The organism is Micromonospora chalcea, assembly GCF_002926165.1.
Taxonomy (GTDB): Bacteria; Actinomycetota; Actinomycetes; order Mycobacteriales; family Micromonosporaceae; genus Micromonospora; species Micromonospora chalcea.
The window spans coordinates 45,621-69,693 of sequence record NZ_MAGP01000115.1 but is presented as its reverse complement, the minus strand read 5'-3'; the positions used below and the strand labels follow the sequence as shown (position 1 = coordinate 69,693).

Annotated in this window: 22 protein-coding genes; 14 read left to right on the top strand and 8 right to left on the bottom strand. The window is 75.6% G+C overall.

Annotated elements, in window-relative coordinates; translation table 11 throughout:
- The 4 genes from BAW75_RS16740 to BAW75_RS16730 all read right to left on the bottom strand — a co-directional run.
- Nucleotides 1–1,632 (bottom strand): CehA/McbA family metallohydrolase domain-containing protein (locus tag BAW75_RS16740; RefSeq protein ID WP_244206150.1); only part of this gene is annotated, 1,632 nt, incomplete at its 3' end.
- A gap of 15 nt (nucleotides 1,633–1,647) precedes the next feature.
- Nucleotides 1,648–1,779 (bottom strand): hypothetical protein, encoded by a 132-nt coding sequence (locus BAW75_RS33210; RefSeq protein ID WP_275937802.1) that lies wholly within the window; start codon nucleotides 1,777–1,779, stop codon nucleotides 1,648–1,650.
- A 41-nt stretch (nucleotides 1,780–1,820) separates the two neighbouring features.
- Nucleotides 1,821–2,261 (bottom strand): DUF4395 domain-containing protein, encoded by a 441-nt coding sequence (locus BAW75_RS16735; RefSeq protein WP_104114172.1) that lies wholly within the window; start codon nucleotides 2,259–2,261, stop codon nucleotides 1,821–1,823.
- A gap of 114 nt (nucleotides 2,262–2,375) precedes the next feature.
- Nucleotides 2,376–2,822 (bottom strand): thioredoxin family protein, encoded by a 447-nt coding sequence (locus BAW75_RS16730; RefSeq protein WP_233607907.1) that lies wholly within the window; start codon nucleotides 2,820–2,822, stop codon nucleotides 2,376–2,378.
- A gap of 212 nt (nucleotides 2,823–3,034) precedes the next feature.
- Between BAW75_RS16730 and BAW75_RS16725 the strand changes: the two genes are divergently transcribed.
- The 7 genes from BAW75_RS16725 (at nucleotide 3,035) to BAW75_RS16695 (ending at nucleotide 12,237) form a co-directional block, all read left to right on the top strand.
- Entirely contained in the window at nucleotides 3,035–4,168 is a 1,134-nt protein-coding gene (locus BAW75_RS16725) for a peptidoglycan recognition protein family protein (RefSeq protein WP_104114171.1), read from the top strand.
- A gap of 259 nt (nucleotides 4,169–4,427) precedes the next feature.
- On the top strand, nucleotides 4,428–7,613 hold the full coding sequence (locus tag BAW75_RS16720; protein ID WP_104114170.1) for a penicillin acylase family protein: 3,186 nt from the start codon (nucleotides 4,428–4,430) through the stop codon (nucleotides 7,611–7,613).
- A 99-nt stretch (nucleotides 7,614–7,712) separates the two neighbouring features.
- The gene (gene dinB / locus BAW75_RS16715) at nucleotides 7,713–8,900 is read left to right on the top strand and encodes a DNA polymerase IV (protein WP_104114169.1); all 1,188 of its coding nucleotides are present in this window, start codon (nucleotides 7,713–7,715) and stop codon (nucleotides 8,898–8,900) included.
- Nucleotides 8,901–9,005: 105 nt separating this feature from the next.
- On the top strand, nucleotides 9,006–9,938 hold the full coding sequence (locus BAW75_RS16710) for a hypothetical protein (RefSeq protein WP_104114168.1): 933 nt from the start codon (nucleotides 9,006–9,008) through the stop codon (nucleotides 9,936–9,938).
- On the top strand, nucleotides 9,935–10,387 hold the full coding sequence (locus tag BAW75_RS16705; protein WP_064445877.1) for an ABA4-like family protein: 453 nt from the start codon (nucleotides 9,935–9,937) through the stop codon (nucleotides 10,385–10,387). The genes BAW75_RS16710 and BAW75_RS16705 overlap by 4 nt, the downstream gene beginning before the upstream one ends.
- Nucleotides 10,388–10,396: 9 nt before the next feature.
- Entirely contained in the window at nucleotides 10,397–11,614 is a 1,218-nt protein-coding gene (locus tag BAW75_RS16700; RefSeq protein ID WP_104114167.1) for a sensor histidine kinase, read from the top strand.
- Nucleotides 11,611–12,237 carry a response regulator gene (locus BAW75_RS16695; protein WP_043323860.1) on the top strand — a complete coding sequence of 209 codons (627 nt, stop codon included), beginning with the start codon at nucleotides 11,611–11,613 and terminating at the stop codon, nucleotides 12,235–12,237. Before BAW75_RS16700 ends, BAW75_RS16695 begins: the two co-directional genes overlap by 4 nt.
- Nucleotides 12,238–12,242: 5 nt before the next feature.
- Here BAW75_RS16695 and BAW75_RS16690 read toward each other — a convergent pair whose 3' ends face one another.
- The 3 genes from BAW75_RS16690 to BAW75_RS16680 form a co-directional block, all read right to left on the bottom strand.
- A complete protein-coding gene (locus tag BAW75_RS16690) occupies nucleotides 12,243–12,956 on the bottom strand; it encodes an RraA family protein (protein WP_104114166.1) in 714 nt (237 codons plus the stop codon).
- Between the two features lie 69 nt (nucleotides 12,957–13,025).
- A complete protein-coding gene (locus BAW75_RS16685) occupies nucleotides 13,026–14,324 on the bottom strand; it encodes an FUSC family protein (RefSeq protein WP_064445874.1) in 1,299 nt (432 codons plus the stop codon).
- A 60-nt stretch (nucleotides 14,325–14,384) separates the two neighbouring features.
- A complete protein-coding gene (locus BAW75_RS16680; protein ID WP_064445873.1) occupies nucleotides 14,385–15,137 on the bottom strand; it encodes a dienelactone hydrolase family protein in 753 nt (250 codons plus the stop codon).
- Between the two features lie 135 nt (nucleotides 15,138–15,272).
- Between BAW75_RS16680 and BAW75_RS16675 the strand changes: the two genes are divergently transcribed.
- Nucleotides 15,273–15,671, top strand: coding sequence for a DUF2267 domain-containing protein (locus BAW75_RS16675; RefSeq protein ID WP_104114165.1), 399 nt, complete (start codon nucleotides 15,273–15,275; stop codon nucleotides 15,669–15,671).
- Nucleotides 15,668–15,928, top strand: coding sequence for a hypothetical protein (locus tag BAW75_RS16670; RefSeq protein WP_104114164.1), 261 nt, complete (start codon nucleotides 15,668–15,670; stop codon nucleotides 15,926–15,928). Before BAW75_RS16675 ends, BAW75_RS16670 begins: the two co-directional genes overlap by 4 nt.
- Before the next feature lie 5 nt (nucleotides 15,929–15,933).
- Here BAW75_RS16670 and BAW75_RS16665 read toward each other — a convergent pair whose 3' ends face one another.
- A complete protein-coding gene (locus tag BAW75_RS16665; RefSeq protein WP_104114163.1) occupies nucleotides 15,934–16,863 on the bottom strand; it encodes a diacylglycerol/lipid kinase family protein in 930 nt (309 codons plus the stop codon).
- Nucleotides 16,864–16,976: 113 nt separating this feature from the next.
- Between BAW75_RS16665 and BAW75_RS16660 the strand changes: the two genes are divergently transcribed.
- Genes BAW75_RS16660 through BAW75_RS16640 form a run of 5 tightly spaced genes read left to right on the top strand, consistent with a single transcriptional unit; the run spans nucleotide 16,977 to nucleotide 24,057 of the window.
- A complete protein-coding gene (locus BAW75_RS16660) occupies nucleotides 16,977–18,677 on the top strand; it encodes a sugar ABC transporter permease (RefSeq protein ID WP_244206149.1) in 1,701 nt (566 codons plus the stop codon).
- Nucleotides 18,678–18,724: 47 nt separating this feature from the next.
- A complete protein-coding gene (locus BAW75_RS16655) occupies nucleotides 18,725–19,276 on the top strand; it encodes a hypothetical protein (RefSeq protein ID WP_104114162.1) in 552 nt (183 codons plus the stop codon).
- A gap of 12 nt (nucleotides 19,277–19,288) precedes the next feature.
- Nucleotides 19,289–19,834: a hypothetical protein gene (locus BAW75_RS16650; protein WP_104114161.1), complete on the top strand. Its 546-nt coding sequence runs from the start codon at nucleotides 19,289–19,291 to the stop codon at nucleotides 19,832–19,834.
- 8 nt (nucleotides 19,835–19,842) lie between these two features.
- Nucleotides 19,843–21,264, top strand: a complete 1,422-nt coding sequence (locus BAW75_RS16645; protein ID WP_104114160.1) for a hypothetical protein — start codon at nucleotides 19,843–19,845, stop codon at nucleotides 21,262–21,264.
- Nucleotides 21,265–21,312: 48 nt separating this feature from the next.
- The gene (locus tag BAW75_RS16640; RefSeq protein WP_104114159.1) at nucleotides 21,313–24,057 is read left to right on the top strand and encodes an ATP-binding protein; all 2,745 of its coding nucleotides are present in this window, start codon (nucleotides 21,313–21,315) and stop codon (nucleotides 24,055–24,057) included.
- Nucleotides 24,058–24,073 lie beyond the last annotated feature (16 nt).

Sequence of the window (24,073 nt, the reverse complement as noted above, 5' to 3'; positions counted from 1 at the left end):
GGGTGGGGGGATGCCTGCGGGCGGAGGGGTGCGGAGCAGCCAGATCGGGTTGCTGGCGCCCACGATCTCGCCCTCGCGGTCGCGTACCTGGGTGCGCACGTACGTGCCGAAGCCGACGCGCACCGGCTGGTCGTGCCAGCCCGCCCGCAACTGCCGCCACGGAACCCGCCCGACCCGGACCGCCGGAGTCGGGTCCGCGACACCGGCCCGGTCGACGTCGCCGGTGACCACCTCCAGCGTGGCCCCGGCGGGCAGGTCGGTGGCGCGCAGCCGCACCGTGACGGGGTCCTCGGCGAGCACGGCGAGCGCGCCCATGCCGCTGCGGCCACCGAGTTCCAGGTCCAGCGCGCCCCGGTAACCGGCCAGGTCGGCGAACCACGCCTGCCCGGCGCGCAGCGCCGCTACCAGGTCGTCACGGCCGGTCGACGCCGCCCAGACCGAGGTGACGTTCCGGTCCCGGCCGGCCCGCCAGTCGGTGCCGTCGTGGTCGTCGGTGACGCCCACGGCGGTCAGCGGGATCGCGTTGCGGGCCGCCACGTCGTACGCCCAGAGGTAGTCCTCGACCGGCCGGCGCCCGATCTCGATCAGGTCGACGCCGAGCGCGTTGCGGCTGACCAGCAGCCGGGCCAGTGACTCGCGGCGTTCGGTGTCCAGCGGATGGTTCCAGCACACCACCCCGCCGTGCGAGTGCAGGAACCGCACCATCTTCTCGGTGGCCTCGACATCGTTGTCCCGGTACGGCGGGGACGGGAAGCTCGGCAGCGTGCCGTCGCCTCCGAACCAGTTGAGGTGCCGCACCATCGACACCTCGTACGCGCGGTGGTGGGTCACGCCCGGGTACGCCCCGTCGTAGCCGCGCAGCACCTCGGCGCGCATCTCCTCACCGGCCTGCCCCGCCCGGCGGGCGCGGTCGAAGACGAGCCGGTCCACCAGGTACGCGCCGCGCGCGCCGCCTGCCACCGTGACGCCGAGGCGCAGCCCGCGCAGCGAGTTGTCGCCCGCCACCAGGTCGGGCCAGAGCCGCCGCACGTCGGCGAGCAGCTCGAACGTGTGCCGCTGCCAGGCGCCGGCCGGGGCGGGCCGCTCCACGGTGCCGAAACGGCCGTCGACGGAGTGCCGGACCGTGTCGACGCCGCCGAGGCGGTAGCGCAGCACGAGCTGCCCGGCGGGGCGGCCGGTTCCGGCGGGGTGGTGCGACAGCGCGATCTCGACGGTGAGCGTGGCGTCCCGGCCGGCGGCTTCGGGGCGTACGTCGAGGTGCAGCGTGGTGTCGGAGATGTTGGAGGTGTGCGTCCAGTTCCACGCCTTGCCCGCGTACCAGTGGGCGCCGGTCCCGGCGGCGACCAGGCGCAGCGCGCGGCCGGGACCGTCAGGGGCGTCGGGGACGTCCACGAAGTCGGCGGCCGACGCGGTGAGCCGCCCCTCGGTGGCCGGCTGCCACGTCCAGGCCAGCCCGCCCTCGCGTTCCTCCGGGCCGTCGAAGTGGACGACCCGGCGGTGGTCGTGGGCGGCGACCCGGAAGTCGTGGTCGGTCCACCAGAGCACGTCGACGGCGTTGCGGCGGGCCTGGTCGAGGTGGGCGGCGTAGCTGGCCACGCCCTCGCTGAACGAGGCGTGCAGGTGCATCGCCATGCTGATCGGCCGCCGTCAGCGCGGCGCGGGCGGCGGTGGCCGGTCGTTCGTGGCGGCCAGCCCGACCGGCACGCCGATCCCGGCCACCGCGAGTCCGCCCGCCGCGACGAGCACGCTGCGCCGGTCCAGCCGTGCGCGACCTGCCATGCCCCTCCCCCATCCGCCGGGGCCAGCGTACGGGCGGACGGTCAGCGTGGGGGCGCCGCCACCCGGCCGGCCAGCGGCCGCCCGGTCAGACGGCGGATCGTCAGGTACGCCTCGCAGCCGAGGCAGAGCCCGAACGCGGCGTTGAGAAAGGCGGCGGCGAGCGCCGCGCCGGTGGCGGCCAGGCCGAGCGCGGGCAGTCCGGCGAGCCAGCCGGCCGCGCCGACGACGCTGAAGACCAGGCCGACGAGCTGGGCGAAGCGCACCGGGGCGACCGGCTCCAGCTCCAACGGCGGGTCCAGCCGGGGCGCCACCAGGGCGCGGAACAGCAGGCCGTACGGGCCGAGGCGCGGGTTGAGCGCGGTGAGCGCGAACACGACGGCCTGGGCGAGCAGGAGCAGCCCGGAGCCGGTGACGAGGACGATGGCGAGGACGACTGTGGTGAGGACGGCGGCGAAGCGCGGTCCCCGGGGGTCGAGCAGCATGGGGTGGGTCCGTTCGTGCGGGGGCGGTCGGTCAGGCGGGACGGACCGGCGCACAGAGGCTCGCGGCGAGCCGCCCGTGGTCCACCACCCGGCGGCGGGTCAGCCGTACGCCGGTCATCGGGCCGCCCCGGCGGTGAGCGCGGCGATCAGCTCGTCGCGGTCGGGCACGCCCGCGGCCCGGCGCACGACGCGGCCGGCGCCGTCCACCACCAGCACGGTCGGGGTACGCCACACGTCCAGTTCCCGGGCCGCGTCGAGGTGCTCGTCCACGCCGACCTCCAGCACCGTGACCCCGTCGAGGCGGGCGGCGACGTCGGCGAGGACCCGGCGGGCGGCCCGGCAGGGCGCGCAGACCGGGGCGGAGAACTGCACCAGCGTGCGCTCGCCGGGGCGTACCCCGAGGGCGGTGAGGGTGGCCCGGTGCGGCGCGGCGGCGTCCGATGGGCGCTTCCGGACGGCGCGCAGCCGCCCGTCGTGGCGGCGGCGCCACCAGCCGAACGCGGTGGCGGCCGCGAGCACCGCGACGAGCACGAGAATCCCGGCCGGGCTGGGCGACTGCACGGGTCCAGGCTGCCACGGCCGATCACGACGCGACATGGTCCGTCCCGGTCAGCGGACGTGAGATCGCCTACTCCGGCGGTAGGAGCGGCCCGGCGAACGTCGCTTTTGTCCTCTGGCGCGCCGCGCCGCCTTGGCAATATTCTCCACCTCGCGCGCAGCCGTTGGAGTTCCTTTACATCACCCGGCCCCGGCCGGGCCATCGAGGAGGCGGAATGCACTTCGACCACCCCGAGCTGGACCGCCGTACGCTGCTGCGGGCCGGCCTCGGCGCCGCCGCGGTCGCGGTCGTCGGGAGCGAGCTCGTCCGGCCGGCCGCCGCGCACGCCGCGCCGGGCGCGGACCTCGACTGGATCATCGGTTGCGACGAGTGGGCCGCCCGCCCGCCGGCCGATCCGCTGTCGGTGAGCGCGACCCCCACCAACAAGATCATCGTGCACCACATGGCGTTCCCGAACGTCACGGACTACTCCGAGGAGCACGCCAAGCAGCTCGCCCGCGACTGCCAGGACCTGCACATGGACGGCAACGGCTGGTCCGACACCGGGCAGCACTTCACCGTCAGCCGCGGCGGCCACGTCCTGGAGGGACGGCACGGCAGCCTGGACCGGCTGCGCGCCGGCGACCGGCAGATGATCGCCGCGCACTGCCCGGGCGAGAACGGGCGGGCCATCGGCATCGAGAACGAGGGCACGTACGTCACCGAGACGCCGCCGGAGGAACTGCTCGACTCCCTCGCCCGGCTGTGCGCCGCGATCTGCCGGCAGTACGGGCTGCACGCCCACGACATCTTCGGCCACTGGGACTTCCGGGCCACGCTCTGCCCGGGCGCGATGTTCTACCGGGAGTTCCCGGCGCTGCGCCGCGCGGTGTTCAAGCAGCTCGGCACCAGGCTCGGCGACGTGCCAGCCCGCCGCTGGCCGGACATCTGGCGCTTCGTCGGCGGCCCGGTGGTCCAGGTCGCCCAGCGCCTGCTGACGTTCCGCGGCTACACCGTGCCGGTCACCGGCGTGTTCGACGCGGCCACCGTCGCCGCCGTGCAGGACTGGCAGGCACGCAACGGCATCCCGGTCGACGTCGACGCCACGCTGACCGCGCCGACCTGGGAGACCCTCGCCCCGGAGCTGGACCAGAAGTCCACCGGCGTCCCGGTGGCCGCGGCGCAGTTCATGCTCGCCGCCAAGGGCTACGCCGAGGTGATCGAGACCGGCGAGTACGACCACGCCACCCGCACGGCGGTGAAGGACCTCCAGCGCCTGCACGGACTACCGCCCAACGGCAAGATCAGCACCACCACCTGGTGCGCGCTGGTGGGGGGTGTGGTGCGCCAGTCGTTCCACAAGCACTGACGGCGCACCGGCGGGGAGAGCGGTGGGGGTGGCAACGGTGCCACCCCCACCGCGTCGTTACGGCCGGGATCGCGGCGAAACGTCGGCATTGACGACTGGTGAACGACGGCTATCCCGGACGGCGGTGGTGCCCCGATCATTGCCCGCAGATAGATATGAGTCATTCTCACCTCCGGGCAGGACGCCCGGGCGCGGAGGCCGAGACGCCGTCAGCCGGGCGTACCGAACGGCCCTACTCCGCGTCCCCCGGAGGATCGCCATGCCATTACCCGCCATCCGTGCCCGCCTCGCGGCGCTCACCACCGCCGCCCTCACCGCGAGCGTCCTGACGGTCATCGCGCCGTCACCGGCGCTCGCCGCCACCACGTTCACCCCCGACGACTACTGCCTCGGCCAGTGCGCCGACATCCTGCCGCCCGGGCAGAACGGCAACGCCACGCTCGTGGCGATCCTCGCCCACCAGACGCTCGGCACCCGGCCCGCGCACTCCAGCGACCAGCTCGACGAGTACGCCAACCTGGTCTACAACTACGCCGGGCTGACCGACGAGCAGATCGCCCACTTCTACAACGACGCCTCGTTCGGCGTCCCCGACGCGCAGGTCGAGAGCAGGATCTCGCCACGCTCGGACGTCACCATCGTGCGGGACAAGGCCACCGGCGTCCCGCACGTCACCGGCACCACCCGCGGCGGCACCATGTTCGGCGCCGGGTACGCCGGGGCCCAGGACCGGCTCTGGGTGATGGACCTGCTGCGGCACGTCGGCCGCGGCAACGTCAGCTCGTTCGCCGGTGGCGCCCCCGGCAACCGCGAGCTGGAGCAGAGCGTCTGGGCCAACTCGCCCTACACCGAGGCGGACCTCCAGGCCCAGGTGGACGCGCTGCGCCTCAAGGGCACCCGGGGCCAGCAGCTCTACACCGACGTGGCCGACTACATCGCCGGCATCAACGCCTACATCGACAAGTCGATCGCCGACGACAACTACCCCGGCGAGTACGTGCTCACCGGCGCCGGGAAGCCCAAGCACTTCACCATGACCGACCTGATCGCCACCGCCGGCGTCATCGGCGGGCTGTTCGGCGGAGGCGGCGGCAGCGAGGTCCGGTCCGCGCTGGTCCGGGTGGCCGCCCGCGCCAAGTACGGCCCGACCGAGGGCGACCGGGTCTGGGCGGCGTTCCGCTCGCAGAACGACCCGGAGACCGTGCTGACGCTGCACGACGGGCAGAGCTTCCCGTACGGCGCGACACCGCCCGGCGCCACCAGCGCGGTGCTGCCGGACGCGGGCACCGTGGTCGCCGAGCCGCTCGCGTACGACGCCACCGGCGGGGCCGCTGCCCGCACCGGCAGCAGCGCCGCCACCAAGGACCTGCTCGGCGGCCTGTCCACCCTGCGCACGCACGGCATGTCAAACGCGGTGGTGGTCTCCGGCCGGCACACCACCACCGGCAACCCGGTGGCCGTGTTCGGCCCGCAGACCGGCTACTTCGCCCCGCAGCTGCTCATGCTCCAGGAACTGCAGGGGCCGGGGATCAGCGCGCGCGGCGCCGCGTTCGCCGGGCTGAACCTCTACGTGCTGCTCGGCCGCGGGCAGGACTACGCGTGGAGCGCCACCTCCGCCTCCCAGGACCTGACCGACACGTACGCGGTGCCGCTGTGCACCACCGACGGCACCGCGCCGACGCTGCGCTCCAACCGCTACCTCTACCGCGGTCAGTGCGTGGCCATGGAGGTGCTGGAGAAGCGCAACTCGTGGTCGCCGACGCTCGCCGACTCCACCCCGGCCGGCGCGTACACGCTGCGCGCGCTGCGCACCAAGTACGGGCTGGTCGCCTACCGGGGCATGGTGAACGGGCAGCCGACCGCGTTCACGAAGCTGCGCTCCACCTACCGGCACGAGGCCGACTCGGCGATCGGCTTCCAGGCGTTCAACGACCCGGCGGCGATGGGCAGCGCGGCGGCGTTCCAGGCGTCCGCCGCGAACGTCGGGTACGCGTTCAACTGGTTCTACGTCAACTCGACCGAGGCGGCGTACTACAACTCCGGCGCGAACCCGGTCCGCCCGGCCACGCTCGACCCGAACCTGCCGGCCAAGGCCGAGCCGGCGTACGAGTGGGTCGGCTGGAACCCGGACACCAACGACGCCACCTACGCACCGGCGTCGGCCCACCCGCAGTCGGTCAACCAGGACTACTACGTCAGCTGGAACAACAAGCAGGCGCGGGACTTCGGCGCGGCCGACGGCAACTTCAGCTACGGCGCGGTGCACCGCGGTCAACTGCTCGACGGCCCGGTGAAGGCCGCCATCGCCCAGCGCAAGCTCAGCCGCGCCGACGTCGTCCGGATCACCGCCGAGGCGGGCGTCACCGACCTGCGTGGCCAGCAGGTCCTCGGCGAACTGCTGCGGGTGCTGGACAGCACGCCGGTCACCGACCCGGCGCTCGCCGCCGCGGTGACCAAGCTGCGGGCCTGGCAGCAGGCCGGGTCCCGCCGGGTGGAGACGTCACCGGGCTCGAAGGTCTACCAGCACGCCGACGCCATCCGGATCTTCGACGCCTGGTGGCCGCTGCTGGCGGCGGCGCAGTTCCGGCCCGGCCTCGGCCCCGACCTGTACGGCGCGCTGGTCGACGCGCTGCAGGTCAACGAGTCGCCCTCGGGCGGGCAGAACGCGGCGCGCGACGGCAGCGTGAGCTGGGCGTCGCAGGGCCAGGCGCACAAGGGCTCGGCGTTCCAGTACGGCTGGTGGGGCTACGTCGACAAGGACCTGCGCGCGGTGCTCGGCGACCCGGTGGCCGGCGGGCTCGGGCGCACGTACTGCGGCAACGGCAACCTGGGCGCGTGCCGGCAGGCGCTGCTGGACACGCTCGGCCAGGCCACCGCCGCCCCGGCGGCCACCGTCTACCCGGGTGACTCGTCCTGCGGTGCCGGGGACCAGTGGTGCGCCGACGCGATCGCCCAGTCCGGGCTCGGCGGCATCACCCACCCGTTGATCGGCTGGCAGAACCGGCCCACGTACCAGCAGGTCGTGTCGTTCCCGGCGCGCCGGGGCGACACGGTGACCAACCTGGCGCAGGGCCGTACCGCCACCGCGTCCAGCACGCAGTTCCTGACCAGCAACACCCCGGCCAAGGCGGTCGACGGCAGCCTCGGCACCCGCTGGGCCAGCAGCTACAACGACAACCAGTGGCTGCGGGTCGACCTCGGCTCGGCCCGGACGATCAGCCGGGCGGTGCTGCGGTGGGAGGCCGCGTACGCCACCGGCTACCGGATCGAGGTCTCCGCTGACGGCAACTCCTGGCAGCCGGTGTTCAGCACCACCACCGGCAACGGCGGCGTCGACAACGTGACGTTCGCCCCGGTCAGCGCCCGTTACGTGCGGATGTACGGCGTGACGCGGGCGACCTCGTACGGCTTCTCGCTCTACGAGTTCGAGGTCTACGGACGGTGAGGCGCACGCGGCCGGTCGGCGGGAGCCATCCGCCGGCCGGTCGCGTGCGTCCGGGCAGGTCAGCCGCGCCTGTTCGAACATGTGTGCGAGGATGGCGGGGTGTCGAGCGAGGCCACCATCCTGCACGCCGACCTGGACGCGTTCTACGCCTCGGTCGACGAGCGCGACGACCCCCGGCTGCGCGGCCGGCCGGTGATCGTCGGCGGCGGCGTGGTGCTCGCGTGCAGCTACGAGGCCAAGGCCCGGGGCGTGCGCAGCGCCATGGGCGGCCGGCAGGCGCGGCGGCTCTGCCCGGACGCGATCGTGGTGCCGCCCCGGATGGCCGCGTACACGGCCGCCAGCCGGGCGGTGTTCGAGATCTTCCGGGACACCACCCCGCTGGTCGAAGGGCTCAGCATCGACGAGGCGTTCCTCGACGTGGGCGGGCTGCGGCGGCTCGCCGGAACGCCGGCCGCCGTCGCGGCCACGCTGCGGGAGCGGGTACGCCGCGAGGTCGGCCTGCCGATCACCGTCGGCGTGGCCCGGACGAAGTTCCTGGCGAAGGTCGCCAGCGGCGTGGCCAAGCCGGACGGGCTGCTGGTGGTCGAGCCGGAGCGGGAACTGGCGTTCCTGCACCCGCTGCCGGTGGAGCGGCTGTGGGGCGTCGGCCCGGTCACCGCCGCCCGGCTGCGCGAACGCGGCATCCGTACCGTCGGGCAGGTGGCACGGCTGGACGAGCCGGCGCTGGTGTCGCTGCTCGGCGCGGGCGCCGGCCGGCACCTGCACGCCCTGGCGCACAACCGCGACCCCCGGGCGGTGCAGGTGGGCCGCCGCCGCTCCTCGATGGGCGCGCAGCACGCGCTGGGGCGCGGCCCGCACTCCCCCGCCGAGCTGGACGCGGTGCTGGCCGGTCTGGTCGACCGGGTGGCCGGGCGGATGCGCGCGGCCCGGCGCACCGGCCGCACGGTGACGCTGCGGCTGCGTTTCGCCGACTACACGCGGGTCACCCGGTCGCACACGCTCGACGAGCCGACCGCGCAGACCGCGCCGCTGCGCGACGCCGCCCGTGACCTGCTGGGCGCCGCGCTGCCGCAGATCGCGCTGCGCGGCGTCACGCTGCTCGGCGTCTCGGTGGCAAACCTCGGCGGCGGGCACACCCAGCTGGCCCTGCCGTTCACCGCCGACCCGGGTCCGGCGCTGGACGCCGCCGTCGACGCGGTACGCGACCGCTTCGGATCACGGGCGCTGACCCGTGGGGTGCTGCTCGGCCGCGATCCGGGCGCCCAGATGCCCCGGCTGCCGGACTGACCGCTCCGCCTCCTCCCCCGGTAGGAGGCGCGCTCCGACCCGGGGTCACGGACGCGGCCTGCGGACGGACGCGCGGGTCCCGGTCCGCCACCAGCATCTACAGGCATGACTACCGTGCGGAACCGGGCGGCCGGATGGCACCGCCCCCTGATGCTCCTCGTGTCCGCGATGGCGGTGCTCACCGTCGTCGCCGCGGTCGGCGTCGTCGCCGACCCGCGCGTGCTGACCGGCGCGCCCATCTGGGCCAAGCCGCTGAAGTTCGCGATCTCGTTCGTGCTCTACGGCGTCACGCTGGCCTGGATGCTGTCCCTGCTGCCGCGCCGCAGCCGGGCCGCCGAGCGGGCGGCCACACTCATCGTGGCCATGGCGGTGCTGGAGATGACGATCATCGTGGGCCAGGTGCTGCGCGGCACCGCGAGCCACTTCAACGGCGCCACGACACTGGACGCGATGCTGTACAGCGTCATGGGCGCGGCGATCACCGTGCTGTTCGCCGCCCAGCTCGTGCTGGCGGTCGTGCTGTCCCGCCGGTCGCTCGCGGACCGCGCCGGCGGATACGCGGTACGGCTCGGCCTCGCCGTGTCCCTGCTCGGCATGGTCGTCGCGTTCCCGATGGTCATGCGGCAGCCCGCCGGAGCGCCGGCCGGGATCAGCGGCGCGCACAGCGTCGGGGTGCCCGACGGCGGTCCCGGGCTGCCGCTGCTCGGCTGGAGCACCACCGGCGGCGACCTGCGCGTCGGGCACTTCGTCGGGATGCACGCGCTGCAGGCGCTGCCGCTGCTGGCGATCCTGCTCGACCGGTTCCTCGGCCGGCGGCTGGACGGGCTGACCCGGGCCCGGCTGGTGCTCGTCGGCGGGGCCGCGTACGCGGGACTCACGCTGCTGGTGACCGCCCAGGCCCTGCGCGGGCAGCCGCTGCTCGCCCCGGACGCGCTCACGCTCGCCGCGGCGGCGGTGCTGGTGGCGGCCACGGCAACCGCCTCCGCGCTGGTGCTGGCGCGCCGGGCCCGCCGCGCCGGGGTGGTGCTCGTCGGATGACCGGGATCCTGTTCGACCTGACGTTCCTGCTCGCCGCCCCGTTCTGGGCGCTGATGATCCTCGCGCCGCGCTGGTCCTGGACCGCCCGGATCGTCGGCTCACCGCTGATCGTCGCGCCGGTGCTGCTGGTCTACGCCGTCCTCGTGCTCCCGTCGCTCGGAACGGTGCTGCCGGTGGTGACAGCGCCCACCCTCGACGGGCTGCGGGACCTGCTCGGCACCGCAGACGGCGCGGCGGCGGCCTGGGCCCACATGATCGCCTTCGACCTGTTCGTCGGCCGGTGGATCTGGCAGGACGCGCGGGAGCGCGGGCTGCCGGCCCTGCTCACCGCTCCGGTGCTGCTGCTCACCGTCCTGCTCGGCCCGCTCGGGCTGGCCGTCCATCTCGGACTGCGCGCCGTCCGGCGGCGGCGAGCCAACGCGGTGGCCCCGGCCGCGCCGGTTGCCTAGGCTGACGCGGTGGGCTGGGTCGGTCGGCTGTTCGACGCACGCGACACGCTCGCGCGGATCCTGCTGCTGGATCTCAGCGGCATCGGCTACCTGGTCGTCGGCGTGCACGGCCGCCCCGGGCCCACCGGAACGCAGTGGGCGCTGGCGGTCCCGGCGTTTCTCCTGGCGCTGTTGTGCCACCGCCGGCCGCTGCTGAACCTGCTCCTCCAGTCGGCGCTGCTCGCGGCGGCGTTCCCGCTGGTCGACGACGTGATGATCAACCAGGTCGGCGCGAGCTGGGCGCTGCTGGAGCTGACCATGCGGGCCACCCGGCCGCGTACGATCTGGCTCGGCGCCGGGCTGCTCGCCGCCGTCGACCTGACCAATTTGATCGGCGAACCGGTCCGCACAGCGCTGACCGGGCTGTTCGGGCTCGCCGTCACCGTCTGCCTGCCCCTGCTGCTCGGGCTGGTCGTGCGGACCACGAGGGAGCTGAGCCGGCAGGCCGAGGAGCGGGCCGAGGCGGACCGGCGCCGGCGCGAGTCGGAGAGCCGGGCGGCCCGCGCCGACGAGCGCGGCGCCATCGCCCGGGAACTGCACGACGTCCTCGCGCACCACGTCGCGTCGATGGTGCTGCGGGTCGGGGTGGCCCGGCACGTGCTGCCCGACCTGGACCCCCGGGTCGGCGAGGTGTTCGACGACGTGCACGCCACCGGCACGGCGGCGCTGACCGACCTGCGGCGGCTGGTCGCGGTGCTGCGTGACCCGGACGGCGTACGCGGCGACGCCGCCCTGACCGCGATCGAGCCGTCGGCGCTTCCGGCGGCGCTCGGCGCGGCGGTGGACCGGGCCCGGCAGGCGGGCGTCGTGGTGGAGGCCGACGTCGACCCGGCTGTCGGCGCGCTCGACGCGGTACGCGGCCAGGCGGTGCTGCGACTGACCCAGGAGGCGTTGACGAACGTGGCGAAACACGCGGGCGCGGCGGCGCGGGCGCAGCTGACCGTATCGGTCGAGGACGGCGCGGTGCACTGGGCGGTGTCCGACGACGGGCGGGGCGCGGCGCCGGCCGGGGTGCCCTCCGGCGGCGGCCACGGCATCGTCGGCATGCGGGAACGGGTGGAGGTGCTCGGCGGTCGGCTGGAGGCCGGGCCCACCGGGTCCGGCTGGCGGGTACGGACCGTGCTGCCGGCGGCCGGGCCCGCCCCAGACACGCCCCGCCCCCGCGCGGGCGCGCCGGAGCCGGCGTGATCCGGGTGCTGCTGGTCGACGACCAGCACCTCATCCGGGCCGGTCTGCGGATGCTCTGCGACGCCCAGCCCGACCTCGACGTGGTCGGCGAGGCCGACAACGGCCGGGACGCGATCGCCCTCGCCGCCCGGCTACGGCCCGACGTGGTGGTGATGGACCTGCGGATGCCCGGCGTCGACGGCATCACCGCGACCAGCCGGATCCTCGCCGACCGGCCCGCCACCCGGATCATGGTGCTCACCACGTTCGGCGACGACGACCACCTCTACCCGGCGCTGACCGCCGGCGCCTGCGGCTTCCTGCTCAAGGACGCGCCCCCGGCCGACCTGCTGGACGGCATCCGCCGCGCCGCCGCCGGGGACAGCCCGTTCAGCCCGGAGATCCTGCGCCGGCTGGTCGAACGCGCGGTGCACGCCCGCGCCGGCGCGCCCCGGCGCGCGGCCGAGCTGACCGCCCGCGAGCGGGACGTGCTGGACCTGGTGGCCGACGGACTGTCGAACACCGAGATCGCCGACCGGCTGCACATCGGCGTGACCACGGTGAAGACGCACATCACCAGCCTGATGACGAAGACCGGCAGCCCCAACCGGGTACGCCTGGCGCTGTGGGCGCGCGGCGGCTGAGCGGCTCACTCCTCGATCGCGCCGCCCACGGCGCGCAGGTGCGCCCGGAACGTCAGCGCCGGGTCGGCCGCGCGGGCCGTCAGGTAGGCGGCGAAGCCGACCTGCGACCGCAGCGACTCGCCGGCCCGGATCCGGTCGGCCTGCCGCCGCTCGGTGTCCCGGATGGACTCGGCCAGGTCGAACAGCTCCCCGGCCCGGTGGGCGGGCACGAACAGCACGCCGTCGTCGTCGGCCAGGGCCAGGTCCCGCGGGCCGACGGTGAACGACCCGACCCGGGCGTGCTCCAGTGCCCCGTCCGGGCGCGGGTCCAGCTCCAGCGGCCCGCTCGGGGTGGCGCCGAGGCTGAACACCGGCAGCCCGACCGCCACCAGGTCGACGGTGTCGCGGTGCGCGCCCCACACCACCAGGCCGGCCAGCCCGGCGGCCCGCGCCTCCAGCACCACCAGGTCGCCGACGCAGGCCCGGTCGGTGCGCCCGCCGTCGTCGACGACGAGCACGTCCCCCTCGGCGGCCCGCTCGATCGCCTCGAGGAAGACGTCCACGCTGCCGACGTGCCGGGCCGGGCGGACCGGCCCGGCAAGCCGCCGCCCGGGCAGCACCGGGCGTACGGCGGCCGGAGCGCACCGGACCTCGACGCCGGCGCGCAGGCAGGCGTCGGCGACGTGAGCGGTGGTCAGCGCGGCGAACCGCGCGACCAGGGCGGCGTGACGGGTGTCCATGGGCCGACGCTAACGAGCCGGACCGGCCGGGGCAGGTGCCAGTTGCCGCCCGGTGGCCTTCGGCAGCGCTCAGCCGACGCGGGTCGGCGGGCGGAACATGTCCGGGCGCCGACCGGGCACGCCCCGCCCGGCCACCCGGCGCCGGACCGGCCGGCTCATCCGGGCCCGGATCGGCGGGCGCGCTTCGGCCTCGCCCGCGCCGGCGGCCCGGCGCACGCTGCCGTTGGCGTCCTCGGCCCGGCAGCCGGTGGCCCGCAGCAGCTCGCTCTGCGCGGTCCGCAGGTCGCTGATCATCGCTTCGCCGTAGGTGCGCACCCCCTGCGACCACGCGCGTCCGGCCAGCTCCGCGCCCTCCCGCACCAACTCCCGGGTGCGTTCCAGGTCCTCGTCGTCGCCGCCGCGGCAGGCCCGGTTCAGCTCCCGCGTGGCCGCGCCGAGGCGGACCACCGCGTCCGGCAGCGCGGGCGGGATCGGCTCGTCGTACTGCAACGCGGTGGCGGAGCGCCGGGCGATCGACCGGGCGTAGAGCACCAGCCGTTCCAGGTGCTGCGTCGCCTCGGCGTACCTGTGGAACTGGGCCCGGCGGCGCCAGCGGACGGGCGCGATGGTCACCACCTCCTCGGCCCCGCTGAGCGCGTCGTTGAGCCGCCCGATGTCCGGCTCGAGTCCGCGCAGGTCCTCCAACGCGCGCTGAGCCTCGTCGGCGTCGCGCCGGGTCAGCGCGTGCGCGACGGCGTCGAGTTGCGCGGTGAGCCCGGCGGTCACCGGCTCCACCGCCTTGCCCAGCACCCGGATCGGGTTGACCGGCAGCAGCAGCGCCACCACGAACAGGCCGACCAGCCCGCCCACCAGCGCGTCGAAGAGCCGGGGCAGTTCCAGGCCGGGCTGCACCGGCGCGAGCGTGGCGATCAGCACCGCCGTACCACCGGCCTGGCCGACCAGCGCGCCGCCGCGCCCGGCCACCAGCAGCGCGGTGGCGATGGCGAGCGTGACCACCAGGCCGGTCTGCCAGGAGCCGCTGCCGAGCAGGGCGCGCAGCAGGTCACCGACCACGATGCCGAGGCCCACGCCGATGAGCAGTTCGAACGTGCGCCGGGCCCGCTGGCCGATCGCGGTGGCGATGGTGCCGACCGCGGCGGCCGGGGCGAAGACGTGCCCGCCGGAGCCGAGCAGCCACTGGGCGAGCAGCGCGGCGAGCGCCGCGGCCAGCCCGGCCTGCGCGGAGATCACCACGGTGATCTCCAGTTGGCGCATCCGGTTCCGGCTGGCCATGCCGCCCTCGGCACGGGCCCGGGCGAGGGCGCTGCCGCCCCGCTCGACCACCCGGTCCAGGGGCGAGCGGACGGTGTCGCGAGGGCGGTCGGCCATGTCGCCGGTTACCCGCCCCCGTGCCGGTGAATCGTCCGCCCGGCCCGGCCGGCGCCCGGATCAGCGCCCGAAGGTGCGGTCGAGCAGGTCGAACAACGCGGCCCAGTGCCGCTTCGTGGCCTGCTCGTCGTACATCGGCGTGTCCGACTGGGTGTAGCCGTGGCGGGCGCCGGGATAGACCTCGGAGCGGTAGGTGACACCGGCCGCGTCCAGCGCCTTCTCCAGCACGGCGATCTGCTCGGCGGTCATCGACGGGTCGGCGTCGGCGTGCCCGAAGTAGAGCTCGCCGGTCACCGCGCCGAGGCCCAGGTGCGGGCTGTCCGGCGCGTCGGTGACGACCCGCCCGGCGTGGAACGCGGCCGCCGCGGCGATCCGGTCCGGCAGCGCCTCGATCGCGCGCAGCGCGTTCATGCCGCCCATGCAGTACCCGGTGATCGCCGCCGGACCCGGCGCGACGTCCGGCTGGGCGGCGAGGAAGTCCAGGTAGGCGGCGGTGTCCCGGGCCACCGTCTCCGGCGTCAGCGCGGCCATCATCGGCCCGATGCTCTCGAACAGGGCGCCGCGGCGGCTGTCGTCGGCGAGCGCGCCGAGGTCGATCAGCGGGGCGCGTCCGGCGCGGTGGAACAGGTTGGGCGCCAGCACGACGTATCCGCGCTCGGCGATCGTCGCGGCCATCTCCGCCACCCGGGGCCGCAGCCCGAAGGCGTCCATGAACAGCAGGACGGGCGGGAAGGGGCCACCGGAGTCCGGCCGCGCCAGGTAGGCGTCCGCCGTTCCGTCGGGGGTGGGCACGTCCACGGTCGTCGGCTGCACTGTCGGGGCCTCCTTGCTGCGGGTTCCGGGCTGCACGCTACCCCCGGCCCGGCGGCGCCGGCGCCTCGGGCTCGCGACCCGTTTGCCGACGTCCAGCGTGGGAATCCGGCAATCCCAGCGGAGGAAGGCGGCGAGATGGACCAGGATCAGTTCATCGGCGCGGTGGCCCGGCGGTGCGGCGCGTCCGCGGAGCAGGCCACGGCGATCACCCGGGCGACGTTGACGACGCTGGCCGAGCGGATCGACGGCGGGGAGGCCCGCGACCTTGCCGACCAGCTGCCCGAGGCGCTGCGGGCCTACGCGTTCGGCCCGGCCGAGGCGGCCGAGCCGTTCGGGCTCGACGTGTTCGTGGAGCGGGTCAGCGGACGCGCCGACGTGGACGTGGACGCCGCCCGCGACGGCATCACGGCGGTGTTCGACGTGCTGCGCGACGCCGTCGACCCGGCCGCGTACACCCAGGTCGTCACGCAGCTTCCCGCCGAGTACGGCGACGTGGCCGACCGGAGCGCCCCGTACGTACGGCGCACGGCGTGAGCGAGGACGCGCTGCGCCGCCCGCCCGAGGCCGACGCGCAGGAACAGCGGCAGGACGAGACGCTCGTCGGGCCACCCGACACGGTCGACAGGGCGGTGCCCGAGGCGAGCGAGGCGGACCTGGCCGAGCAGGGCGTGCTGCGCCCGCTGAGCGACCGGGCCGGCCTGGGCGAGTCGGTACGCGACGATCTGACCGCCGCCGACGCGGTGGAGCAGAACACGGAGATCCCGCTGCCCGACGAGGAGCACTGGGCCTGACCGGCTCAGTGGTCCGGGCTGTCCGCCCGGGCCATCAGCCGCAGCGCGTTCGGGTCCAGACCGATCCGGACCGGGGTCTGCCCGTACGGCTCGCCGTCGACCTCGATACGGGCCGGCCGGTCGGTGTCCAGCCACAGCTGGCGTACCGCCAGGAACGGCTCGTCGCCGAGCGTGCGGCGGTGGCCGGCCGGCGCGTTGCGCGCCGTCTCGCGCAGCAGCCCGCGCCGGGTCGGCCCACCCACCGGGTACGCGACCAGCAGCCGGTCGTCGGCGGTGGCGTCGGCGGTGATCGGGCGGCCGGCGTGGAAACCGCCGTTTGCCACGTACACCTGATGGGTGGTGAACGTGTGCTCGCGTCCCTCGGCGCGGACCGTCACGCGCAGCGGCCGGTGCCGGGCCAGCAGACCCAGCCCGGTCATCGGGTACGCGAGCCGCCCGGCGGCCCGCTTCAGCCCCGGCGGCGCGGCCTGCATGATGTCGGCGGACAGCCCGATCCCGACGTGGTTGGTGAACCGGGTGTCGCCGATCAGGCCCAGGTCGACGTCGATCACCTTGCCGTCGGTGAGCACCGCGATCGCGGCGTCCAGGTCGAGCGGCACGCCGACGGTGCGGGCGAAGTTGTTGGTGGTGCCCAGCGGCAGCAGACCCAGCGCGACGTCCCGGTGGGCGAGCAGCCGGGCGGCCGCGCCGACGGTGCCGTCGCCGCCGACGGTGACCAGCAGGTCCGGGCCCAGGTCGGCGGCCTCGGCGAGCACCCGGTCCAGTTCGCCGGGCCGGTCGGCCTGGTACGCGCCGAGCAGCGTGAACCCGGCCGCGCGCAGGCGGCCGTGGACGGTGTCGTAGAGCCGCCGGCCACGGCGGGAGTGGGCGTTGACCACCAGCGCCGCCCGCCGTCGTCCCCGGATCGCCGTGGTCAGCTCCTGCTTGCTCCGCACGGTTGCGACAGTAGCCGCCCGCCCGGCAGCGGTCCGGTCGCGCTGCCGACGTGGACGGCATCGGTTACCGTCGCGACGGCCGTGATCGTCGATCTTCGAGGGTGGATGTCCCGATGAATCAGCCGGCAACACCGCAGGCGCCAGCGCCCCAGCACACCCAGCCGAACCGCCCGGCGCAGACCCTGATCGGGCTGGCGCTGATCGTCCCGGCCGTGATCGCCTGGGTCTGGTCGTACGTCCTGCCCACCCTGTCTACAGTGGCCCGCAGCTTCCAGGGTGACGGGCCGCGCGGCTCGGGCGAGTCGGCCGGTACGGCGAACTACGAGGCCGCCCTCACCTCCGGCTTCGCCGGGCAGGTCGGGTTCGCGGTGCTGCTCGCCCTGATCCCGCTGGCGGTGGCGCTGCTCGCCGCGCCGCTGCTCGCCGTCCTCGCCGACCGGGCCGGCCGGGTCGCCCGCCTGGTCACCCGGGGCGTGCTGGCGCTGCCGCTCGCCGCGTTCGCGCCGGTCGCGGTGTACCTCGGCCGGCGCGCCGAGGGCATCGAGGACGGCACCCTCACCCAGGATCTGCAGTCCCCCCGGACGTTCCTCGTCTCGGCGCTGGCACAGGTGACGTTCGGGCTGGTCGTCGCGGTGGCCGCGACGCTGTACCTGAGCGCCCTGCGCCGCCGCGACCCCGACCAGCGGCCCGCGCCCGCCATGCTGACTGTCGGCGGGCTGCTCGGCCTGGGCGTCCTCGCCGCCGCCCTGCAGACCTACACCGCCCCGGTGATCCTGACCGGCGGCGGGCCGCGCGGCGAATCCACTGCGACGCCGGTGTTCACCGCCGTGCAGACCACCTTCCGGACGATGCGCTTCGGTGTCGGGTCCGCCACGTCGACGCTGCTGCTGGTGCTGCTCGGGCTGCTCGGGATGGCCGCGGTGGCGCTCATCCTGGCCACCCGGCTGCGCATCGAGTTCGACGGCTGGCGGGACGGCCCGGCCGTCCGGGAGGCGGAATCCTTCACCGGCCGCCGGCCGCTGCTCGTCGGGCTGACCGCTGTCGCGCTCGTCGTCGTCCTCGGCGTGACCGTCTGGGCGTCGCTGCCGTGGCTGCGGAACTTCTCCGCCGACACCGGGCCCCTGCCCAAGGGGGTCGAGACGGCGAACCTGTTCGCCAACACCTGGGTGCCGCCGCTGCTGTCCACACTCGTCGCGGTGACGGTCGCGGCGCTGGCCGGGTTCGGGATCGGCGCGCTGCGCCCGCTGGGGCGCTGGAGCGAGCTGCTGCTGGTGCCGTTCGCGCCGTGGTTGTTCGTCGGCGCCGGCCCGCTGGCCATCGCCAATTTCGAACGCACGATGGAGCGCGAACAGCTGGGCCTGTTCCTCGGCCTGGTGCCGCCGACCTGGCTGTCGGTGCCCGCGCTGTTCGCGTTCACGCTGCTGTTCCGGGGCCAGCACGAGCGGTGGCGTTCCGGCGGCGGCGCCGGCCGTACGCTGCTGCTGCCGGCGCTGCCGATGCTGGCCGTGACCGCGTTGCCGACCTGGCTGGCACACGCCCAGTCGCCGTTGTGGTCGATGCTCGTGGGCCGGGGCCCGGACAGCCTCACCGCTCCCGCGCTGGTGCAGATGATCGCCGGCCGCGCCTTCGGCGCCGGGGTCGAGCTTCCGCTGGGCCTGGTCCTGCCGCTGCCCATGCTGATCCTGTTCGTGGTGTTGTTCGTCGCGCTCATGGTCGGCTACCTGGATCGGCTCGCCGTCCGGGTGGGGTGGCGCGGCGGCCCGGACACGCCGCCTACCGGGGCGCGCGAGCCTGCCGCCAAGGTCACCGCATAGGGAAACCCCCGATTACCGGCGGTGACGTCGCGCCTAGCGTCGCAGGCATGGCAACTGACGCGCTCACACCGGCCCGGACCGCCCGTCTCCACCGCGCCCGCCTGGCGCTGCCCCTGGTGCTGCTCGCCCTGCTCGCGCCGGCCGGGTGCGACTCCGGCGGCGACGTGCTCGACGGAGGCGCGGCCGACACCGTGGCGGGCGAGGACGGCGGCGACACCGACGCGGGCGCGGTGGACGACGTGCGACCGCCGTGCCCGTTCACCGCCGCCCAGGTCTCCGAACTGGTCGACCGGAAGCTGCGCGACGAGGGCAACTGCTCGTTCGGCGACGGCATCGCCCAGCTGGCGGTCACCACGGCCTCGGCCACCGCCGGCAAGGCCACCTACGACTACCAGCACGAGCAGGCCGGCCAGCAGTACGAGAAGGTCGTCGACCTGGACCGGGGCGAGCGGGGTTACCTCGCGGTCAAGGACGTGCGCGGCGAGGCGGTGCTGATCGACGGCAAGGGCACGTACACGGTGACGATCAGCAGCTTCGGCGGCGGCACCGCCGGCAACGAGCAGATCCTGCGCCGCACGCTCGACGCGATCCCGGCCTGAGCGGGGGCCGGCATGCGAACCCGTCGACTGATCGCGCTCGCGTTGACCGCGACATTGTTCACCGCGCCGGCCGGTTGCGGCGGCGACGAACCGCCGGCCGCCGGTGCCGCCGCGCCCGGCGCGGGCTCGCCGGTCGCGGACCCGACCGGGGAGGCGCCGGCCGAGCCGAGCGCCGAACCGGTGGACGACGCCGCCGGGCCGGACGCCTGCGCGCTGGTGTCCAAGGCCGACGCCGAACGTCTCGCCGGCACGCCCCTCGACGAGCCGGTCGCCGCGGGGCAGTCCTGCACCTACACGGGGCCGACGAGCGGGCCGACCGCCCAGGTCGAGGTGTTCGTGGGCGACGGCGCCAAGAAGTACCTCGACATCGAGCGGCAACTCGAGCACGAGATCCGTGAGCTGGCCGGCACTGCCGACGAGGCTCTGCTCACCGCGGAGGCGTTCTTCCTGCGCAAGGGCGACCTGTGGGTCGCGGTGCGGCTGGTGCGGCTCAACGACCCGCAGGAGAACCGGGCGCCGCTGGAACGGCTCGCCCGTACCGTCGCCGGCCGGATGTGAGGCGGCCGGTGCGCGGCCGTCGGCTGCTCGCGGCCGGCGTGGCGGCGCTGCTGGCGGTGACCGGCTGCGGCGGCCCCACGCCCGGCCCGGCCGACGCGGCCGACGACGGGCAGCCCCGGTACGGGCAGGCGCCGGCGCCCGGGAAGGACGTCACGCTGCAACCGGACGTGGTGCTGGTCGGCGGCGGCAGCCGCACCGTGCGGTCGGTGAGCCCGGACGGGCTGACCTGGCGGCTCGACCCCGGCGCGCGCGACGCCGACCGGCTCGCGCCCGGCCGGGTCATGTTCCTCACCGGACGCGGCGTGGGCCGGGTGCTCGACCTGGTCGAGGAAGGCGGCGACCTGGTCGTCACGATAGGCCCGGTCACACTCACCGAGGTGATCCGCGACGGCACGTTCGGCGGGGACGACGTCACCCTCGACCAGCCGACCGTCTACGTGGCCGGTGAGCCGTCGTGGACCCGGGACGCCGCGGCGGCCGGCGGCACGCTCGGCCGATCCCGGCCGCTCGCCGTCGCGCCCGCGCAGCCGCCGCCCGCGCCGGGCGGGCAGGCCGCCGCGAGCGCCCACGGCTACCGGGTACGGACGTTCTGCTGCGCCGGTGGCGTCGGCACGCACTTCACGTACGACGACGGCGGCGTCCGGCTCGCCGGCACCGTCACCCTGACTGTCGGCCGCCCGGCCGCGTCGTTCCATCTGGCCATCGGCGCGGGCAAGGTGACCCGGGCCGAACTGGAGATCGGCGGCGGCTTCGGCATCAAGGTGGACTTCACCGCCGGCGTCGACGGCGGGCAGAACCACCGCAAGACGTTCCCGGTCCCGGTCGACATCGCGTTCCCGATCGGACTGGTCGCCGGCCTGCCGCTGTCGTTCACGGTGAGCCAGACGCTGGAGGTGGCCACCGCGTTCGGCGCGAAACTGGGCACGTTCCGCGGCTCCGGCGAGTACGCCCTGGCCGGCAAGCTCGGGTTCGGCTACGCGAACGGCCAGGTGGGGTCGCGCGTGACGGAGGGCTTCGCGCGCCGGGTGAGCCTGCTCGACTCGCTCACCGGCGTGCCGGTCGGCGTGATGGGGCTGGTCGTGCGGCACGGCGTGCGGTTCACCATGGGGATCAGCGCGTTCCTGTTCACCGCCGGCATCTGGTTCGAGCTGGTCACCTCGTACGGGGCCACGATCGGGTCCGCGCTCGGCGCCCCGTACGCGGTGTGCCGGGGCGTCGGCCTCGGCGTACGGGCGAGGTTCGGCATCGGCTACCGCATCCTGGAACCCGTCGTCCAAGTGATCAACAAGTTCCTCAGCCTGCTCAGCCCGTCCCGGGCGCCCCGGATCCCGCCGATCGCGGCGACCAGCGGGCCGAGTTGGAGCGCCGACGTCTACCGCAACCAGGAGGTGATCCCGCCCGTCTCGATATGCGGACAGGTTCCGGGCTAGGCCGCGCCGACGCTGGGTTCGGGGGCGCGGCTGTGCCACCATCCCGCCATGGACGCCGCACTGGTCGGCCGCGACGCGGTCGTCGAGCGGGTGTGGCGCGCCCTGGCGGCGGGCACTCCGGTGCTCCTCGACGGTCCCAGCGGCATCGGCAAGACGACGCTGTGGCGAGCAGTGCTCGACCACGCCCGGCGCACCGGCTGGCGGGTGCTGTCCGCCGCGCCCACCGAGGCCGAGAGCGCCTTGCCGTACGCGGCGCTGGCGGACGTGCTGCGCCCGCTGGCCGACGCGCTACCGGGGCTGCCGGCGCCGCAACGCGCGGCGGCCGACATGGTGCTCCTGACCGGCGAGCACGACGGCGCGGCGGTCGACGAACGGGCCGTGGGCGCCGCCACCCGCACCCTGCTCGACGCGGCGGTCACGGACGCGCCCCGGCTCCTGCTCGCCGTCGACGACCCGCAGTGGCTGGACCTGCCGAGCGCCCGGGCGCTGCGGTTCGCGCTGCGCCGGCTGTCCCGGTGGCCCGCAGTCCTGGCCACCCACCGCACCGGCGAGACCCCGGCGACGCCGGTGCCGCTCGGGCTGGACGACGACCCGACCGGCCGGCACCCGCTGCTGCGCGCCGACGTACCGCCGCTGCCCGCGCCCGACCTGCACCGCATCCTTCAGGCCCGCCTCGGCGGCACGCTCAGCCGCCCGCTGGTCGAGCGGCTGGCACGCGACGCCGACGGCAACCCGCTGCTCGCCGTCGAACTGGCCCGGGCGGTGCTGCGGCTGCCCCGCCCACCCGCGCACGACGAGGACCTGCCCGTACCGTCGTCGCTGCGCCGGCTGCTCGCCGAGACGCTGCGGGCGCTGCCCGGCCCGAGCCGGGAGGCGGTCCGGCTGGCCGCGCTGCTGACCGTGCCGGACATGCGGGACCTGACGGCGGCGGGCATGCCGCCCGGCGCGCTGGACGCGGCGGAGGACGCCGGGCTGGTCGTGGTCACGCCGAGCCGGATCAGCTTCGCCCACCCCCGGTACGCCGCGGCGGTCCGGGAGAGCATCCCGCCGGGAGCCCGGAGGCGCCTGCACGCGGTGCTCGCCCGCGCGGTCGCCGACCCCGACGAGCGGGCCCGGCAACTGGCCCGGTGCGCTGTCGCGCCGGACGCGGACGTCGCCGCCGACCTGGCCGCCGCCGCGGCCCGGCAGCGCATACGCGGCGCGCCCGCGCTCGCCGCCGACTGGTACGCCCGGGCGGCCGAGCTGACCCCGCAGGCCGCCACCGCCGACCGCAACCGGCGTCGCCTCGACGCGGTGCAGTGCCGCATCGACAGCGGGGACTACGCGGCGGCCGGCCGGGCCGCCGAGGCCGCGGCCGAGGAGCTGACCGGCGCCGAGCGGGGTGAGGCGCTGCTGTTGCGCGCCCTCGTCGCCTGGTGCGCCGACGACCTGGTCACCGCCGTGCGCGTGGCCGAGCAGGCGCTCGCCGCGGCCGGCGACGGCGGGGACCTGGCCGGGCGGATCCACACGCACCTGACGATGTTCCACGACCAGCCGGAGGCCGCGCGGGCGCACGCGCGGGCGGCGATCGCCCGGCTCTCCGACCGCGACGACCACCGCCCGCTGTTCACCGCCGCGCTGCTGCTGTTTTTCTTCCACGAGGTACGCGCCGGTGGCGAGGCGCCGACCGGCCTGCTCGACCGGGCGCTGGCGTTGGAGGCCGGCGAACCGTCCTACCTGGCCGGCTCGGTGCCGGCGATCTGGTGGAAGGCCGTGGACGACCACGACCGGGCCCGGGCCCGGCTGCACCTGATGCTGGACCGGGCGGTGGCGCGCGGGGACGACCCGCTGCGGCACGAGGCGCTCACCCACCTCGGCGAGACGGAACTGCTCGCCGGGCGGTTCGCCGAGGCCGGTACACACATCGCCGACGCCCGTGACCTGGGTGAGCAGCTCGGCACCGGCCTGGTGGGCGAGAGCTGGCTGGCCGGCATGCTCGACGCGCACCGGGGCCGGCTGGCGCGGGCGGGTGCCACCGCCGCCGGGCTACGTCGCGACGACGACCTCGGCGACGCGTGGAGCCGCCGGCTGCACCACCAGCTCACCGGGCTGGTGGCGCTCGCCTCGGGCGAGTGGGTCACGGCCGCGGCGGCGTACGGCTCGCTCGCGGCCGACCTGGACGGTTCGGGCATCGTCGAGCCGCTGGGGCAGCGGTTCGAGCCGGACTGGATCGAGGCGTGCGTGGGCGCCGGTGACCTGGACACTGCGCACGCGGCGCTGGACCGGCTGGCCCGGCGGCACGCGCGGCTGCCGCGGCCGTGGACGACGCTCGGGCTGGCCCGCAGCCGGGTGCTGCTGGCCGGCGCGACGGGCGCGGACCCGGGCGAGGCGCTGGACGCGCTGACGCAGGCCCGGGCCACGGTGCCGGAGGCGGTGCTGCCGCTGGACCGGGCCCGCTGCCTGCTCGCGGCCGGGCGGGCGTACCGGCGGGTGCGGCGGCGGCGGGAGGCGCGGGCGGCGCTCGACGCGGCGGTGGCCGAGTTCGACGCGCTCGGCGCGTCCGCGTTCGCCGACCGGGCACGGGCGGAGCTGGGCCGCATCGGCGCCCGCACCCCGGCCCCGACGGCCCTCACCGCGACGGAGGAGCGGGTCGCCCGGCTCGCCGCCCGGGGGCAGACGAACCGGCTCATCGCCGACGCGCTCTACATCAGCCCGAAGACGGTCGAGGCGAACCTGGCCCGGGTCTACCGCAAGCTGGGCATCGCCAGCCGCGCCGAGCTGGGCGCGGCGATGGGCCGGCGTCCGGGCGACTGAGTCGCTCAGGACGCGG